Source organism: Pseudoclavibacter sp. JSM 162008 (assembly GCF_041366455.1).
In the GTDB taxonomy this organism is placed as follows: domain Bacteria; phylum Actinomycetota; class Actinomycetes; order Actinomycetales; family Microbacteriaceae; genus Pseudoclavibacter.
In genome coordinates this window covers 77,666-91,479 of record NZ_JBEWYX010000004.1, presented here as the reverse complement: position 1 = coordinate 91,479, position 13,814 = coordinate 77,666, and the positions used below count along the sequence as shown (strand labels likewise).

The window sequence follows — 13,814 nt, the reverse complement described above, 5'->3', positions numbered from 1 at the left end:
GCGGATGCACCGGATTCGCGTCTCGCGCCCATCGCGCTATGATGGTCGACGGCTCCTCGCGTGGCGCCATCCAGGCCAACTCCCCCAGGGCGGAAACGCAGCAAGGGTAACCGGGCTCTGGCGGGTGCGCGGGGGGTCTTTTCTTTTCTCCGCCGAACTCGGCCGCGCGGCACCCCTGGCAGATCGCCCGCCGCGAACGCTCGCCTCGAACTCAGACTCACCAGCTTGACTGGCTGGCATGAGAATCGCAGTCATCGGTGGAAACGGTCAGATCGCACGCCTTCTTACGACCCAGCTCCTGCAGCGCGGGCACCGCGTCACGAGCGTCGTTCGGAACCCGGAGCACGTCGACTCCCTCAAAGAGCTCGGCGCGGATCCCGTGATCGCCGACCTCGAGCAGAGCACGACAACGGACCTCGCGAAGCAGCTGGGGCATGTGGACGCGGTCGTCTTCGCGGCAGGTGCGGGCCCCGGCAGCACGGCGGAGCGCAAGCTCACCCTCGACCGCGACGGCGCGATCCTGTCGGCGGATGCAGCCGAGCTCGCGAACATCCGCAGGTTCGTCGTCGTCTCCGCAATCGGCACGGACACCTTCGACCGGGACTCGGACGACGTCTACCAGGTGTACCTCCGCGCGAAGAGCGAAGCCGACGCCAACATCCGCGGCCGCAGCGCGAAGCTCGACTGGACCATCGTCCGCCTGGGAGGGCTCACCGACGACGACGCCACGGGCAGCGTCAAGGTCGGCGAGCAGGTCGAACGCGGGTCCATTCCCCGCGCTGACGTGGCAGCGGTGATCGCGGCCCTCCTCGACCGCCACGCCGGCATCCACAAGCAGTTCGAGGTCGTCTCCGGCGAAGAAGAGATCGGCTCAGCAGTCAAGAAGCTCTAGCGGAGGGCCCGCCGGGCCTCCCTCTTGGGGCAATTCGGCGCCCGCGTTCACGAACGGTCGCGGGAACCGGTATGCTCTTTCGAGGTGAGCGTCTGGCGCTCCCGTGGAGGATTCGCCTAGTGGCCTATGGCGCACGCTTGGAAAGCGTGTTGGGTGAAAGCCCTCAGGGGTTCGAATCCCCTATCCTCCGCCATGTGCACGCAAGCCCCGACCAGGGATCCCAGGTCGGGGCTTTCGTCATGCGCCCGCCGGCGGGCGCATACATCTGGGCAAGACATGCTCGTGGCTCGAGGAAGCTGCATTTCCCGCATGTCTGTGGTGAGCCGGCGAATGCAGGGCAGGGGCGGACGAAGGCGAGCGGATGCGGGGCGAGCGCGCGAAAGAGGGCGCCACCCGAAGGTGACGCCCTCTCAGCAGAGCTCGGTGAGCTACTAGGCCTTCTTGGCTGCCAGGCGGCGAGCGACGAGCACGCCGGCGCCGGTCGCGAGCGCGAGGAGGCCGATGCCGGCCGCACCGAAGACGTCCTCAGCACCCGTGGTGGCGAGCTCAGGCGTCGTGTGGCCCGTGTTCGTGCCACCGTTGCTGGCAGGAGCTGCGGTCGACGTGGGCGCCGTCGTGGTGCCAGGCGTCGCCTCGGCGATCAGGAACGTGAACGTTGCAGACAGGCCGCTCGACTGCGAGAGCGTCACCGTGTACTCACCGACGGGCAGCGGGACACCCGACTGGTTGATGAGGACGCCCGGGTAGGTGCCGTCCTCGGCGACGACGGAATCGTCGGTCGGGTCGACCGTGACCGAGGATCCGTCCGGGTAGACGACGGTGATGTCGAGCGCGAGGCCGGGCGTGAAGTTCTGCGCCGTGTACGTGATGTTGTCCGTGGGGAGGAAGCTGTCCGCGTTCGCGTAGGCGACAGGAGCTTCGACCGTCGGGGTCGGCTCAGCGGTCGGCGTGGGCGTTCCCGTGGACACCGCCGCGACGTTGAAGCCGAACGTGACGACGTTCTGTGCGGGAGCGCCAGCAGCGTCGACGTAGTCCTGGGTGACGGTCACCGAGTAGTCGCCTTCGTCGAAGAGCGCCGTGTTGGTGATCTCGCCGGCGTAGGACCCGTCTTCTCCGACGTCCCAGCTGTTGCCGGCGCCCGCGGGCACCGCCTGTGCGGTTCCGTCGGGGAACGTGAGCGTGATGCTCGAAAGCGGAGCCTCGGGCGCCAGGCCTGTGAGGACGTAGGTGATGCCCTCATCCGGCGTGAAGCTCGGCTTCGTCGCCGCGCCCGCAGCGGCCGGAGCCTCTGCCGTCTCGGTGGGCTCGGCCGGCGTCGACTCGTCCGGGGTCGACGTCGGCGTCGACTCCTCGGTCGGGGTCGTCGTGGCCGGGGCCGACTCGGTGGGAGCCGTCGTCTCGGTCGGCGTCGCCGATTCGGTGGCGGCCGGCGTCTCGGCGGGCGTTGCTGGCGGCGTGGTGGTCGCTGCGAATGCGGGAGCAGCGGTCAGCACGGCGCCGCTGGCGAGCACACCGAAGGCGATCGTGAGGGCAGAAGCGCGCTTGCGCGACGAAGAGAATGAGGAAGCCATACCCCAAGACTGGCCTGACTCACAGGTGATGTCCAGAAGGCTCCACACGATTTTGGTGGACGGCGCCCGGATCAGAACTGCCGCCTACGGGAGAAAGCCCAGATAAGCGTCGCTTTTTGCGGCCAAACATGGACCGGTTTCAGTTGTGGGGACTTCTTCCCAGTTGGTTGAATAATCATAAAAGATCACCCCGGCCTGAACGCAGCAGTGGGGCTGGCACCGTATGGTGCCAGCCCCACTCAGCGTCAGTCCAGGTCGTGCGGTCGTCAGCTCTCGCGACGGCGGCTCAGGAAGCGCGCTCCCGTGACGGCCGCCGCGCCGAGCCCAAGGACCAGGAGGCCGATGCCAGCGGCACCGAACGCATCCTCAGCGCCCGTCGTGGCGAGGGACTTGCTCTGGGCCTTGCCCTTGGTATCCACGGTCCCGCTCGCGTTGCCGGTACCGCTATTGCCCGCCGGCGCGGCAGTCGAGCTCGGGGAAGGTTCGGAAGTCGCGGGCGTCTCACCGGTGACGGCGAAGGACGTCGTTGCCGTCTGCTCCCCTGCCGGCTCATCGGCCTCGAACTCGACCGCCGCGGACGACTCCGCCGGGGCAGTCAGATCGGACTCCTCCTGGACGATCAGCGGCACGCCTCGCGCAGAGTCGGCCGCCGGAGCGTCGGTCTCCTCGCCAGCGGCAGGGCTGATGCTCGTCAGGGTGATGCCGTAATCGCCGGCAACCCAGGCACCGTCGTGGGTGATGATTCCCGCGTAGTTGCCATCCGCATCCGGAACGATCGGCTCGGCCGACTCGAACTCCGCAGTCGTCTTGTCGGGAAGCAGCAACGTGAGGCCGAGCTCGACACCAGGAGTGAAGCCGGTAGCGACGTAGGTGATGCCCTCGGCCGCCTCTTCCTGCGTGTAGCTGGCCTGCTCGGTGGCGACGGCCGGCGCAGCGACGGGCGCTTCGGTCTCGGTCGGCTCCGGAGTCACCGTCTCGGTGGCTGTGGGTGGGATGCTCGCCGTCTCGATCGGCTCGAGCGTCGGCTCTTCGGTGAGCGTAGGCTCTGGCGTCTCCGTGGAGGTTTCGGTCGGCTCAGGCGTGGCCGTCTCGGTCTCCGTCGGCTCAGGCGTGGCCGTCTCGGTCTCCGTCGGCTCAGGCGTGGCCGTCTCGGTCTCCGTGGGCTCAGGCGTCGAGGTCTCGGTAGGAGCCGCTGCCGAGAAGGCCGTGGAGGCCTGCACGTCGTCCGACTCGAAGAGCACGACCGAGTAGTCGCCCTCGCTCCAGTCCTCGTCGCTGGTCAGTTCGGCGCTGACGGCGCCTGACGCGTCGACTTCGTGTGACTCGGTACCCCAGGACCAGTTTGTCTGGCCCTGTGGTCCGACGACTCGCACGTACACGAGGTTGCCCGGCGTGAATCCCGAGCCGGTGACCGTGAGGCCGGGGGCATCAGCGGAGATCGAGTCCGCAGAGACCGATGCGGATGCAGTGCTGGTCTCACCATCGACGCTCGCGTCTACCTGGTCGCCGTTCGCGGCGAACGAGGGCGCTGCCGTGACGGCGACTCCACCGGCAACGACGCCGAAGGCGATGACGAGGGCCGTGGTGCGAGCGCGAGCGCTCTTGAAGGTGTCGGAAAGCATGAAGGGACGCTAACACGGCAGATTATTGTGCGTCGAGGCCGAAAACGGGTCAAGCGACACGCGGAAAGTCGCGATTCTCCGTCGACACACCAGTCACATTCGTCACACTGACCTCAGAAATCGCATCTTCAACAGGGATTTCGCGGGGAAACGGAACGAGGCACCGCATCCGGAAACCGGATGCGATGCCTCGTGAAAAAAGTTCCTTCGGCGTGTCGGAACACGCCGCGAAGAACAGCTACGGGATGACTACTTGACGGTCACCGAAGCGCCGGCAGCCTCGAGGGCGTCCTTTGCCTTGTCAGCAGCTTCCTTGTTGACGCCTTCGAGAACGGGCTTCGGAGCGCCGTCAACCAGTGCCTTCGCCTCACCGAGACCGAGGCTCGTGAGGGCGCGCACCTCCTTGATGACCTGGATCTTCTTGTCGCCAGCACCCTCGAGGATGACGTCGAACTCCGTCTTCTCCTCCTCTTCGGGTGCGTCAGCTGCTGCAGCAGCAACGCCTGCAACTGCAACGGGAGCAGCAGCGGTGACCTCGAAGGTCTCCTCGAACGCCTTGACGAACTCGGAGAGCTCGATGAGCGTGAGCTCCTTGAATGCTGCGATGAGCTCGTCAGTCGTGAGCTTTGCCATGTGTTTTCTCCTTGTGTGTTGTTCTAGCCGCGAGATCCCGGAGGACTAGTTCGCGGACTCCTGCTTTTCGCGCAATGCCTCGACCGTGCGAACAGCCTTGGCTGCAGGCGCGGTGAACAGGTATGCGGCACCGAACAGCGAGGCCTTGAAGGCGCCGGCAAGCTTGCCGAGCAGAACTTCGCGGGACTCGAGGTCGGCGAGCTTGTTGACCTCTTCTGCGCTGAGAGCGTTTCCGTCGAAGAAACCGCCCTTCAGAACCAGCTGAGGGTTGTCCTTGGCGAAGGTACGAAGACTCTTCGCGACTGCGACGGGGTCGCCGTGCACGAACGCGATTGCGCTCGGTCCGGCCAGCTCGTCGTCGAACGCGGTGATTCCGGCGTTGTTCGCCGCAATCTTCGTCAGCGTGTTCTTCACCACGGCGTAGCTTGCGTGCTCACCGATCGTGCGACGCAGCGCCTTGAGCTGCGCAACAGTGAGACCGCGGTACTCAGTCAGCAGGACGGCGGTCGAGTTCTGGAACAAGTCCTGAAGCTCGGCAACAGTTGCTTCCTTGGTCGCCATGGCACTCCTCTCTCTCTTGCACGTGAATCACGTTTGTCATTCACGCACCGCAGGCGCATCTTCGATGCACAACACACAAAAAACGCTCCGGCCGCAGATGGCCGGAGCGGAGAGGATGCGATTGCTCGCACGACAACTTTGCTTCGTACACCTGCGCGGGACGTTCTTGCGAACTCTTCGTTCGTGTACGTTCTCACGCACAACGAAGACCTGCGGTCTTGGGCTTCGGTAAGCGTACATCCTCGTGGGCATCTCGTCAACGCGGGTCGCGCACTCCGTCACCGCGGCCCGCGGAGGCTGTCCACGAGCAGGTGCGCACTCGGGTGGGAGCGCTGAGCTTCCACCGCGTGGAGCTCGGTTCGAGGCGACCCCAGCAGGGGGCGCGTGATCACTCCTGGCATGTGGAAGCGCGCGACCGACGCGGGCAGGATCGATGCGCCGACGCCAGCTGCGACGAGACCGAGCACCGTCTCCTGGTGGATGACGCTCTGCACGATGCGCGGCACGGCCTGCGCTTCCCCGAGCCAGGACATGACGGCGGACACGAAGCCGGGCATGAGCTCGAAGGGAAAGAGCACAACCTCTTTCTCGTGGAAGCTCGCGGGTGCCACGGTCGACTCTGCGGCGAGCGGGTCCCCCGCCGGAAGCACCGCGACCAAGTCCTCGCCTTCAAGGAGGGTCGTACGCAGCCCGGGCACCGCAAGAGGGTCGCGCAGGATCCCCACGTCGAGCTCACCCTCGAGCAGGAGCGTGATCTGCTCAGCGCTCGTGAGCGACCGAGGCTCGAGGCGGATGCGCGGCCTGAGTTCCTGGAACGCCTGCAAGCCCCTTGGCAGCACGCTGTAGCTCGCGGAGCTCACGAATCCCACGCGCAGCCTGCCGGCGGTCCCGGCCGCGACGTCGCCGAGGTCGGCCACCGCGGCGTCAAGGTCTTCGAGGACCACGCCGACTCGCTGACGGAACGTGCGACCGGCCGCCGTCAGCGAGACGCTCCGAGTCGTGCGCTCGAAGAGCTGCACGCCGAGCTCCTCTTCCAGCCTGCGCACGGCGACTGTCAGGGGCGGCTGGGTCATGTGCAGGCTCGCGGCGGCACGACCGAAGTGCAGTTCGTCGGCGACGGCGACGAAGTACCTGAGCTGACGGAGCTCCATGAGATCCATTCGAGAGAGCTATCAAAGCGTCCCTCAATGATATTGGACACGACGCCCAGTGAGTGGGGTAATCGAAGCACAGCAGCATCCGGACAACCTCTCGAGGAGCGGACATGACCGACACCATCGTCATCGGCGCGGGACTCGCGGGCGCAGCAGCGGCCTGGCAGCTCGCCGAGCGCGGGCACCACGTGACCGTGCTCGAGCGCACGACGCCCGCCAACGAGCACGGCAGCTCTCACGGGTCCGCGCGCATCTTCCGCTACGCGTATCCCGAGCAGACGTACACTGACCTCGTCGTGCGCTCGAAGGCAGGGTGGGACCAGCTGCAGCGCACGACCGGAACCCAGCTCATCCGGCCGACGGGTGCGCTCGACCACGGCGACATCCGCGACCCCACCGGCCTCGCGACCGTGCTGGAGGCAGCCGGCGTCGAGCACGAGCTCCTCAGCGCAGGCGAGGCGTGTGCGCGCTGGCCGCAGTTCCGCTTCGAGACGGACGTGCTCTGGCACCCTGGGGCCGGCGTGCTCGACGCGGGCGGCACTGTCGACGCGATGCTGGCCGCCGCGTCCGCGACCGGGAGGCTCGAGGTTCGGACCTCGTGGCCAGTCGCTCGAGTCGAGCGCCGAGGCGCGGGCTACCGCGTGCACTCGGCGGCCGGCGAGATCGCCGAGGCGGACGCGATCGTGGTCGCTGCCGGCGGCTGGCTCCCCGCACTCCTCGGAGAGCTCTCACTGCCGAGCGCATTCCTCGATCAGTTCCCAGCGCTCGAGGTGCGGCAGGAGCAGGCCTACCACTTCCCCTACCGCGAGGCGGGGGACGCCGGGGCTGACGCCGACCCCTGGCCCACCTTCATCTTCAAGTCGCGCGAGCTGCAGACCTACGGACTCCCCGGTGGCCGGGACGCGGGCTGGCGAGGGCAGAAGGTCGCGCAGTTCAACGGCGGCAAGGTCATCGACTCCGCGCTCGCGCAGGACGGGGTCGTGGATGCGGCCAATCGGCGCGCGCTCGTCGCCTACGCCGAGGCGTTCCTGCCAGGCGTGGAGCCAGAACCCTACGCGGAGACCACCTGCCTCTTCACGACGACGCCGACAGAGGACTTCGTGATCGACCGAGTCGACAACCTCGTGGTCGTCTCCGCCTGCTCCGGGCACGGCGGGAAGTTCGCCCCGCTGCTCGGGGAGCTCGCGGCCGACCTGCTCACGGGAGCCGGAAGCGTGCCAGCCGAATTCCGCGTCGCGGCCCAGGCCGGTGCACGCGCATGAACGGGGAGAGCATCATGGAGAGCATGGAAGCGACCAGCAAGGCCCAGCAGCCGACGAGCGTCTCCTCGCTCATGCGCGAGATCCAGCACCTGGGCCGCGATCGAACGCGCGGCGGCTACAGCAGGCCCGTCTACTCGCATCCAGAACTCGAGCTGCGCGAATGGTTCCTCGCCGCAGCCCAGGCTCGAGGCCTCGACATCGAGGTCGACGCCAACGGCATCATCTGGGCCTGGTGGGACCGACCAGACGGCGACCGCTCCGGCGCGCTCATCACGGGGAGCCACCTCGATTCCGTCCCGGGCGGCGGTGCGTTCGACGGGCCCCTCGGCGTGACGGCGGCCCTCGCCGCGATCGACCTGCTGCGCAGCGAAGGGCGCGCGCCGAGCGTCGCCGTCGCGATCGCTGTCTTCCCCGAAGAGGAAGGGTCACGCTTCGGCGTCGCCTGCCTCGGGTCCAGGCTCCTCACGGGCACCATCGACCCGGACCGCGCGCGCTCGCTTCGGGATGCGGACGGCACGACCTTCGCCGAGGCTTCCGCCGCGGCCGGCTTCGACCCAGCGCACCTCGGTCCCGACCCCGCTCGGGTCGCGCAGTTCAGCGCGTTCATCGAGCTGCACGTGGAGCAGGGCCGCGGCCTCATCGACCTCACGGGCCCCGTCGCGATCGGATCCTCCATCTTGGGCCACGGCCGCTGGCGCGTGAGCTTCACCGGCCAGGGCAACCACGCCGGCACCACGCTCATGGCCGACCGCCGCGACCCCATGGTGGCCGCGGCGCGCCTCATCGTGGGTATCGAGGAGATCGCCCGATCTGTGCCAGGAGCCCGAGCGACCGTCGGGCGGCTCGAGCCGGTGCCAGGCGGAACGAACGTCATCGCCTCTCGCGTCGACGCGTGGCTCGATGTCAGGCACCCCGACGACGAGGTGACCGCCGCCCTCGTGGAGCGCATCCGCGCCCGAGCGACGGAGGTGGCCGCTGAGCAGGGATGCGAGGCGACGCTCGTCGAGGAGTCGCTCTCCCCCACCGTGTCCTTCGACGCCAGCCTCCGAGACACGCTCCAGCGCGCACTCCCGGACGCGCCGGTGCTCGACACCGGCGCCGGCCACGATGCCGGCGTGCTCGCCGCGCACCTGCCGACCGCGATGCTGTTCATCCGCAACCCGAGCGGCATCTCCCACTCGCCGGAGGAGTACGTCGAAGACGTGGATGCGGACCACGGTGCGCGCGCGCTCGCCACGGCCATCATGGCGACAGGTGCGGCGAAGGCCTGAGCCCGACCAGATTTCGGCGAGATCGGCGCTTGGTACCGCGACTGTCGGTGGTGTGGGAAACAATAGACAGATGGTCATGTTCCGCCCGAGCCACGACGTCGACGAGACGTCCTGGTTCGGCGAACCCCAGGAGGCACCGAAGTCGCGCCGCCGTGACCGCGAGCTGTACGGCCCGGCCGCACTGATGGACTACGCATCGGCACCCGCGCCGACATCGGCACCCAGAGTGGAGTCCCTGCCGCGCTTCTACACCTCGGAGACCAGGACCGCGCCGGCAACGACGCCGCTCTCGGCGAGCGAGGTCGGCGTGTGGCGCGCCCGCGGCCCGGCCTCGGCCGAGACATCCGCCATCGAGCTTCCCGCGACCCCGGAGGTCGAGGCCATGAGCGCGCACCTCCTGCGCGTCCTCGCCGACTCCAACGACCGCGCGGCCTGGCTCAAGGCCCGCGCCGACGGCGTCACGGCCACCGATGCGGCACGCCTCGCAACACCGTCATCGGTCAAGCAGGTCGTCAAAGACAAGGTCATGGGCAACTCGTTCAACGGAAACGCCTACACCGACTTCGGACGTCAGCGCGAGCCGGAGATCGCCAGGTGGGTCCTCGAGCGCCACGGCATCCCGGCAAGCGGGCTCCTGTTCCACGCCGAAGCGTCCAAGAGCCACCTCGCGACCCCCGACGGCCTGCACTGCGACGAAGAGGGCCGCATCCTCCTCGCCGAGATCAAGACCACGAACAAGGTGTGGAAGCGCATCCCCCGGTCCTACATGCGCCAGATCTGGTGGCAGCAGTACGTGCTCGGCGCCGAGCGCACGCTCATGGTGTGGGAGCGACACCAGGACTTCATCGTCGTCGACCGCGAACCGAAGTTCGTGTGGATCGACCGCGACGAGAAAGAGATCGCCAAGCTCGTGACCCTCGCCAACGAGGTGCTCAAGGACGTCGAGAAGTACCGGGGCGAGTTCGCCCAGTACTCGACCGGCAACGCCCAGCCTTTCCAGGGATACGGAAACACGCACAGCAGCAGCGACTACACGCAGTCGTTCTACGACGCCGAGACCTACGCGTAGCGAGCATCCTCCCGGCCACGCCCATCTGTTCCACGCGAGTCTCATCTCGTCCGCGCGAGTCTCATCTCGTCCGCGCGAGAATGGCAGCTATGACTGAAGCCGCAGACCTCCAGCCGACCTCCGACACCATGCGCGCCGCCCTCCTCACGGGCATCGGCGGGCCAGAGATGATGCAGCTCGACGAGACCGCCGTGCCGTTCACCCTCAACTCGGACACGCTCGTGCGCGTCAAGGCGGCGGGGGTGAACCCCATCGACGGCAAGACCCGCTCGGGTGCCGGCGCGGCGAAGGCTATCACCAGCTTCCCGTCGACCCTCGGCGGTGAGTTCTCGGGCGTCGTGGTGCGAGCTTCCTACGAGCTCGCCCCCTTCCAGCCCGGCGACGAGGTGTACGGGATGCTCCTCTTCCCCCGATACTCGGGCGCGTACGCCGAATACGTCTCGGTCCCCTTCATGAGCCTCGCGAAGAAGCCCAAGAACCTGTCGTTCATCGAGGCCGGCGGCGTTCCGCTCGCCGTGCTCACCGCCTGGGCCGCCGTCGTCGAAGCAGGCGGCGTCTACACGGGACAGCGCGTCCTCATCCACGCTGGCGCCGGCGGGGTCGGCCATTTCGCCGTGCAGCTCGCGAAGTACTACGGCGCGCACGTCATCACCACGGCCTCCGAGCGCAACCACGAGTGGCTGCGCGAGCTCGGAGCCGACCAGGTCATCGACTACCGCAACGAGCGCTTCGAGGACGTCATCAGCGAGCCCGTCGACGTCGTCATCGACCTCATCGGCAACGTCAAAGACCAGACCGGCAGTCGGTCCCTTCGCGTCCTCCGCGACGGCGGCACGCTCATCAACGTGCCGACCGGCAGCTACCCGGACCTCTTCGACGAGGCCGCCGCCGAGAACCGGGGCATCGTCGCCTCCACGCTCAAGCTCTCGCCCGAGGGGCGCATCCTGCAGACCATCACGCAGCTCTTCGAACAAGGGGCACTGCAGACGCACGTCGACCGTGTCTTCCCCCTCGCCGAGGCCGGCGCCGCGCAGGAGCTCATCGCCGACGGCCACGTGCGCGGCAAGGTCGTCCTCGACATCGACGCGTAGTCCGCGGCATCCCCGACGCGGCTAGCCCGTCCTCGTTTTGAGCTCGAGCAGGTGGTCCCGAGTGAGGGCGGCGGCCGTCGGAGCGTCCTGTGCCTCGATCGCATCCAGGATGCGGAGGTGGACGTCGTGGTCGGCGTCGCTGCCGAACTCGCCGCGAAGGCGCAGCATGCCGATCATCGCCCCCCTGCTGCGGGGCGCGAAGCCGTCGAAGAGCTCCGTGAGGATCTCGTTGTGAGCCGCGATGACGATGCTGCGGTGCAGCGCGATGTCCGCGTCGACATGCGCTTCGATACTCGTGCGCTGCGCGATACGGACCTTGGCGGCGCGGACCATCGCCTGAAGCTCCGCGGTCGTGCGCCGTTCGGCCGCGAGCCCTGAGGCTTCCACTTCGATTGCGATGCGGGCCTCGATCACCCTCTCGATGTCCGCGCGCATCACGATCGAATCCAGGGGCTCAGCCGCGTCCAGAGCGGTGACGAACACCCCAGCACCCTGCCTGGTGGCCAGCACGCCGCTCCCAGCAAGCTGGCGGATGGCCTCGCGGATCGTCGACCGACCGACCCCGAGTTGGGGCGCGAGGGTCGTCTCGCCCGGCAGCTTCTGCCCCAGTTCCCATTCGCCACCGCGGATTCGCTCGAGGAGCAGCTGGGCAGCCTGCTCGGCAAGTGGTTCACGGCGAAGTGCGCTCATGCACCCATCATCCCCCACATTGCATACTCCTCTACTTGTCTGAGGAGTTGTGATAGGTTCTGGCACATGCTCCCCGCATCACTCCTTCTCCTTCGCCGCCACGACGGGTCCTAGTCTGACCGGCTCCCCGTCGTGGAGCCGAAGCGCGCGCCGGTCGTCACCCCCCACGCGACCACCAAGGACAAGAACATGCACAGCACCGAATCCAGAATCTCCACACCCGCCGGCCCCGTTCCAGACCAGGCACCGCACTGGAACCGCCAGCGGCACTCGCAGATGCCCTCCCACCGCTACCTCGACGTGCACTCCCGAGTGGACGTGCCGCTCACCGAACGGGACTGGCCCGCGAATCGACTCACGACCGCGCCCCTCTGGGTTCCCGTCGACCTGCGAGACGGAAACCAAGCGCTCTCGGGGCCCATGGATCCCGACCGAAAGCGCCGGTTCTTCGAGCTCATGATCCGCATGGGATACAAGGAGATCGAAGTCGGCTACCCCTCCGCCTCCCAGACCGACTACGACTTCGTGCGCCTCGTCGCGACTACCGAACTCGCACCGGAGGACGTCACGATCGTCGTGTTCACGCCCGCGCGCCGTGACCTGATCGAACGAACAGTCGCCGCCATCCAGGGGATCAGGAACCCGGTTGTCATCCACCTCTACACGGCGACAGCTCCCGCCTGGCGCGACGTGGTCCTCAGGAAGAGCAAGCAGCAGCTCAGGGAGCTGATCCTCGCTGGTGCGAGCGACGTCCTCGAGCTCGCCGGCCACCTGCCGAACGTGCGATTCGAGTTCTCACCTGAGGTGTTCAACCTCACTGAGCCCGACTACGCCCTCGACATCTGCAACGCCGTCACGGAACTCTGGATGGCGACCCCCGAGCGGCCGGTCATCCTGAACCTCCCCGCCACCGTCGAGGTCGCGACCCCGAACATCTACGCGGACCAGATCGAATACATGCACAAGCACCTGGCGCGACGCGACTCCGTGGTCCTCTCCGTGCATCCCCACAACGATCGAGGGACGGGAGTCGCCTGCGCAGAACTGGCGGTGCTCGCGGGCGCGCAGCGCGTGGAAGGGTGCATCTTCGGCAACGGCGAGCGCACGGGCAACGTCGACATCGCAGTCCTCGCGCTGAACCTGCACGCGCAGGGCATCGACCCCATGATCGACTTCTCCGACATCGACGAGATACGCCGCACCGTCGAAGACAGCAACCGCCTCGAGGTCCACGCGAGACACCCCTACGTGGGAGACCTCGTCCACACTGCCTTCAGCGGCACGCATCAGGACGCCATCAGGAAGGGGTTCGCCGAGCAGCGCTCCCGCGCCGCGCACGAGGGGCGTCCGGAACGTGATGTCGAGTGGCGGGTCCCCTACCTGCCCATCGACCCGGCGGACATCGGCCGCAGCTACGACGCCGTCATCCGCGTCAACTCGCAGTCGGGCAAGGGCGGTATCGCCTACCTGCTCGAAACCGACTACGGCATCGAACTGCCCCGGCGCCTCCAGATCGACTTCGCTCGACGCGTTCAGGAGCACACCGACGCGAACGGCGAAGAGGTGGGGGCCGCGCAGCTGCTCGAGCTCTTCGAGCGCAGCTACCTGCGCGGCTCGTCTCCTGACGTGGAACTGCTCCAGCTCAGCGTCGAGACCCGCGCGGAGACCTCACGCACGAGCATCCACGTTGGCATCGACGGCACCGAGCACAGCGGCACCTTCGACGGCATCGGTCCAGCAGAGGCCGTCACGAAGCTGCTCGCAAGCGCGGGTGTCACCGTCGACATCCTCTCGCTCCACCAGACAGCACTCGGGTTGGGCAGCAGCAGTGAAGCGCTGACGCTCCTCGAGTACCGGGACCCCTCGGGCACGCATTGGGTCGCCGGCCGAGACCGGTCGGTGCTGTCGGCAACCGTCACCGCGATCCTCAGCGCAGCACGCGACAGCGTCTCGACGCGCGTGCACACACCCGCGTAGTCGGGGCGGCGAGGCCCGACG

The 13,814-nt window shown here is 67.7% G+C and carries 12 protein-coding genes, 1 tRNA gene and 1 other RNA gene; 8 read left to right on the top strand and 6 right to left on the bottom strand.

Translation table 11 applies throughout. The annotated features are described in order from the left end of the window. The first annotated feature begins 47 nt into the window (after positions 1 to 47). From ffs to ABVF28_RS04630, 3 genes are all read left to right on the top strand, one after another. An RNA gene (gene ffs, locus ABVF28_RS04640) (signal recognition particle sRNA small type) lies at positions 48 to 144 on the top strand. A 94-nt stretch (positions 145 to 238) separates the two neighbouring features. Then, positions 239 to 892 (top strand): SDR family oxidoreductase, encoded by a 654-nt coding sequence (locus ABVF28_RS04635; protein WP_371029645.1) that lies wholly within the window; start codon positions 239 to 241, stop codon positions 890 to 892. Positions 893 to 997: 105 nt separating this feature from the next. Beyond that, positions 998 to 1,085: transfer RNA gene (locus ABVF28_RS04630), tRNA-Ser, on the top strand. Between the two features lie 238 nt (positions 1,086 to 1,323). Here the strand turns inward: ABVF28_RS04630 and ABVF28_RS04625 are convergent. The 5 genes from ABVF28_RS04625 to ABVF28_RS04605 all read right to left on the bottom strand — a co-directional run bounded on the left by ABVF28_RS04625 (position 1,324) and on the right by ABVF28_RS04605 (position 6,430). Then, entirely contained in the window at positions 1,324 to 2,463 is a 1,140-nt protein-coding gene (locus tag ABVF28_RS04625) for a hypothetical protein (protein ID WP_371029644.1), read from the bottom strand. Between the two features lie 266 nt (positions 2,464 to 2,729). Then, positions 2,730 to 4,085, bottom strand: coding sequence for a hypothetical protein (locus ABVF28_RS04620; RefSeq protein ID WP_371029643.1), 1,356 nt, complete (start codon positions 4,083 to 4,085; stop codon positions 2,730 to 2,732). A gap of 249 nt (positions 4,086 to 4,334) precedes the next feature. Continuing rightward, positions 4,335 to 4,718: a 50S ribosomal protein L7/L12 gene (gene rplL, locus ABVF28_RS04615; RefSeq protein ID WP_104252146.1), complete on the bottom strand. Its 384-nt coding sequence runs from the start codon at positions 4,716 to 4,718 to the stop codon at positions 4,335 to 4,337. Positions 4,719 to 4,763: 45 nt separating this feature from the next. Beyond that, the gene (rplJ, locus tag ABVF28_RS04610; RefSeq protein WP_371029642.1) at positions 4,764 to 5,279 is read right to left on the bottom strand and encodes a 50S ribosomal protein L10; all 516 of its coding nucleotides are present in this window, start codon (positions 5,277 to 5,279) and stop codon (positions 4,764 to 4,766) included. A 278-nt stretch (positions 5,280 to 5,557) separates the two neighbouring features. Continuing rightward, positions 5,558 to 6,430: a LysR substrate-binding domain-containing protein gene (locus ABVF28_RS04605; RefSeq protein ID WP_371029641.1), complete on the bottom strand. Its 873-nt coding sequence runs from the start codon at positions 6,428 to 6,430 to the stop codon at positions 5,558 to 5,560. A 113-nt stretch (positions 6,431 to 6,543) separates the two neighbouring features. On the opposite strand from ABVF28_RS04605, the gene ABVF28_RS04600 reads away from it, so the two are divergent. The 4 genes from ABVF28_RS04600 to ABVF28_RS04585 all read left to right on the top strand — a co-directional run bounded on the left by ABVF28_RS04600 (position 6,544) and on the right by ABVF28_RS04585 (position 11,126). Next, positions 6,544 to 7,695, top strand: coding sequence for an FAD-dependent oxidoreductase (locus ABVF28_RS04600; protein ID WP_371029640.1), 1,152 nt, complete (start codon positions 6,544 to 6,546; stop codon positions 7,693 to 7,695). 23 nt (positions 7,696 to 7,718) lie between these two features. Further along, a complete protein-coding gene (locus ABVF28_RS04595; RefSeq protein WP_371029639.1) occupies positions 7,719 to 8,966 on the top strand; it encodes an allantoate amidohydrolase in 1,248 nt (415 codons plus the stop codon). A 76-nt stretch (positions 8,967 to 9,042) separates the two neighbouring features. Continuing rightward, positions 9,043 to 10,035: a YqaJ viral recombinase family protein gene (locus tag ABVF28_RS04590; RefSeq protein ID WP_371029638.1), complete on the top strand. Its 993-nt coding sequence runs from the start codon at positions 9,043 to 9,045 to the stop codon at positions 10,033 to 10,035. A gap of 89 nt (positions 10,036 to 10,124) precedes the next feature. Beyond that, complete coding sequence (locus ABVF28_RS04585; protein ID WP_371029637.1) at positions 10,125 to 11,126, top strand: NADP-dependent oxidoreductase; 1,002 nt, start codon at positions 10,125 to 10,127, stop codon at positions 11,124 to 11,126. 21 nt (positions 11,127 to 11,147) lie between these two features. Here ABVF28_RS04585 and ABVF28_RS04580 read toward each other — a convergent pair whose 3' ends face one another. Further along, positions 11,148 to 11,816 (bottom strand): FadR/GntR family transcriptional regulator, encoded by a 669-nt coding sequence (locus tag ABVF28_RS04580; RefSeq protein ID WP_371029636.1) that lies wholly within the window; start codon positions 11,814 to 11,816, stop codon positions 11,148 to 11,150. Positions 11,817 to 12,092: 276 nt separating this feature from the next. On the opposite strand from ABVF28_RS04580, the gene ABVF28_RS04575 reads away from it, so the two are divergent. Further along, the gene (locus ABVF28_RS04575; protein ID WP_371029738.1) at positions 12,093 to 13,793 is read left to right on the top strand and encodes a 2-isopropylmalate synthase; all 1,701 of its coding nucleotides are present in this window, start codon (positions 12,093 to 12,095) and stop codon (positions 13,791 to 13,793) included. Positions 13,794 to 13,814: the final 21 nt, after the last annotated feature.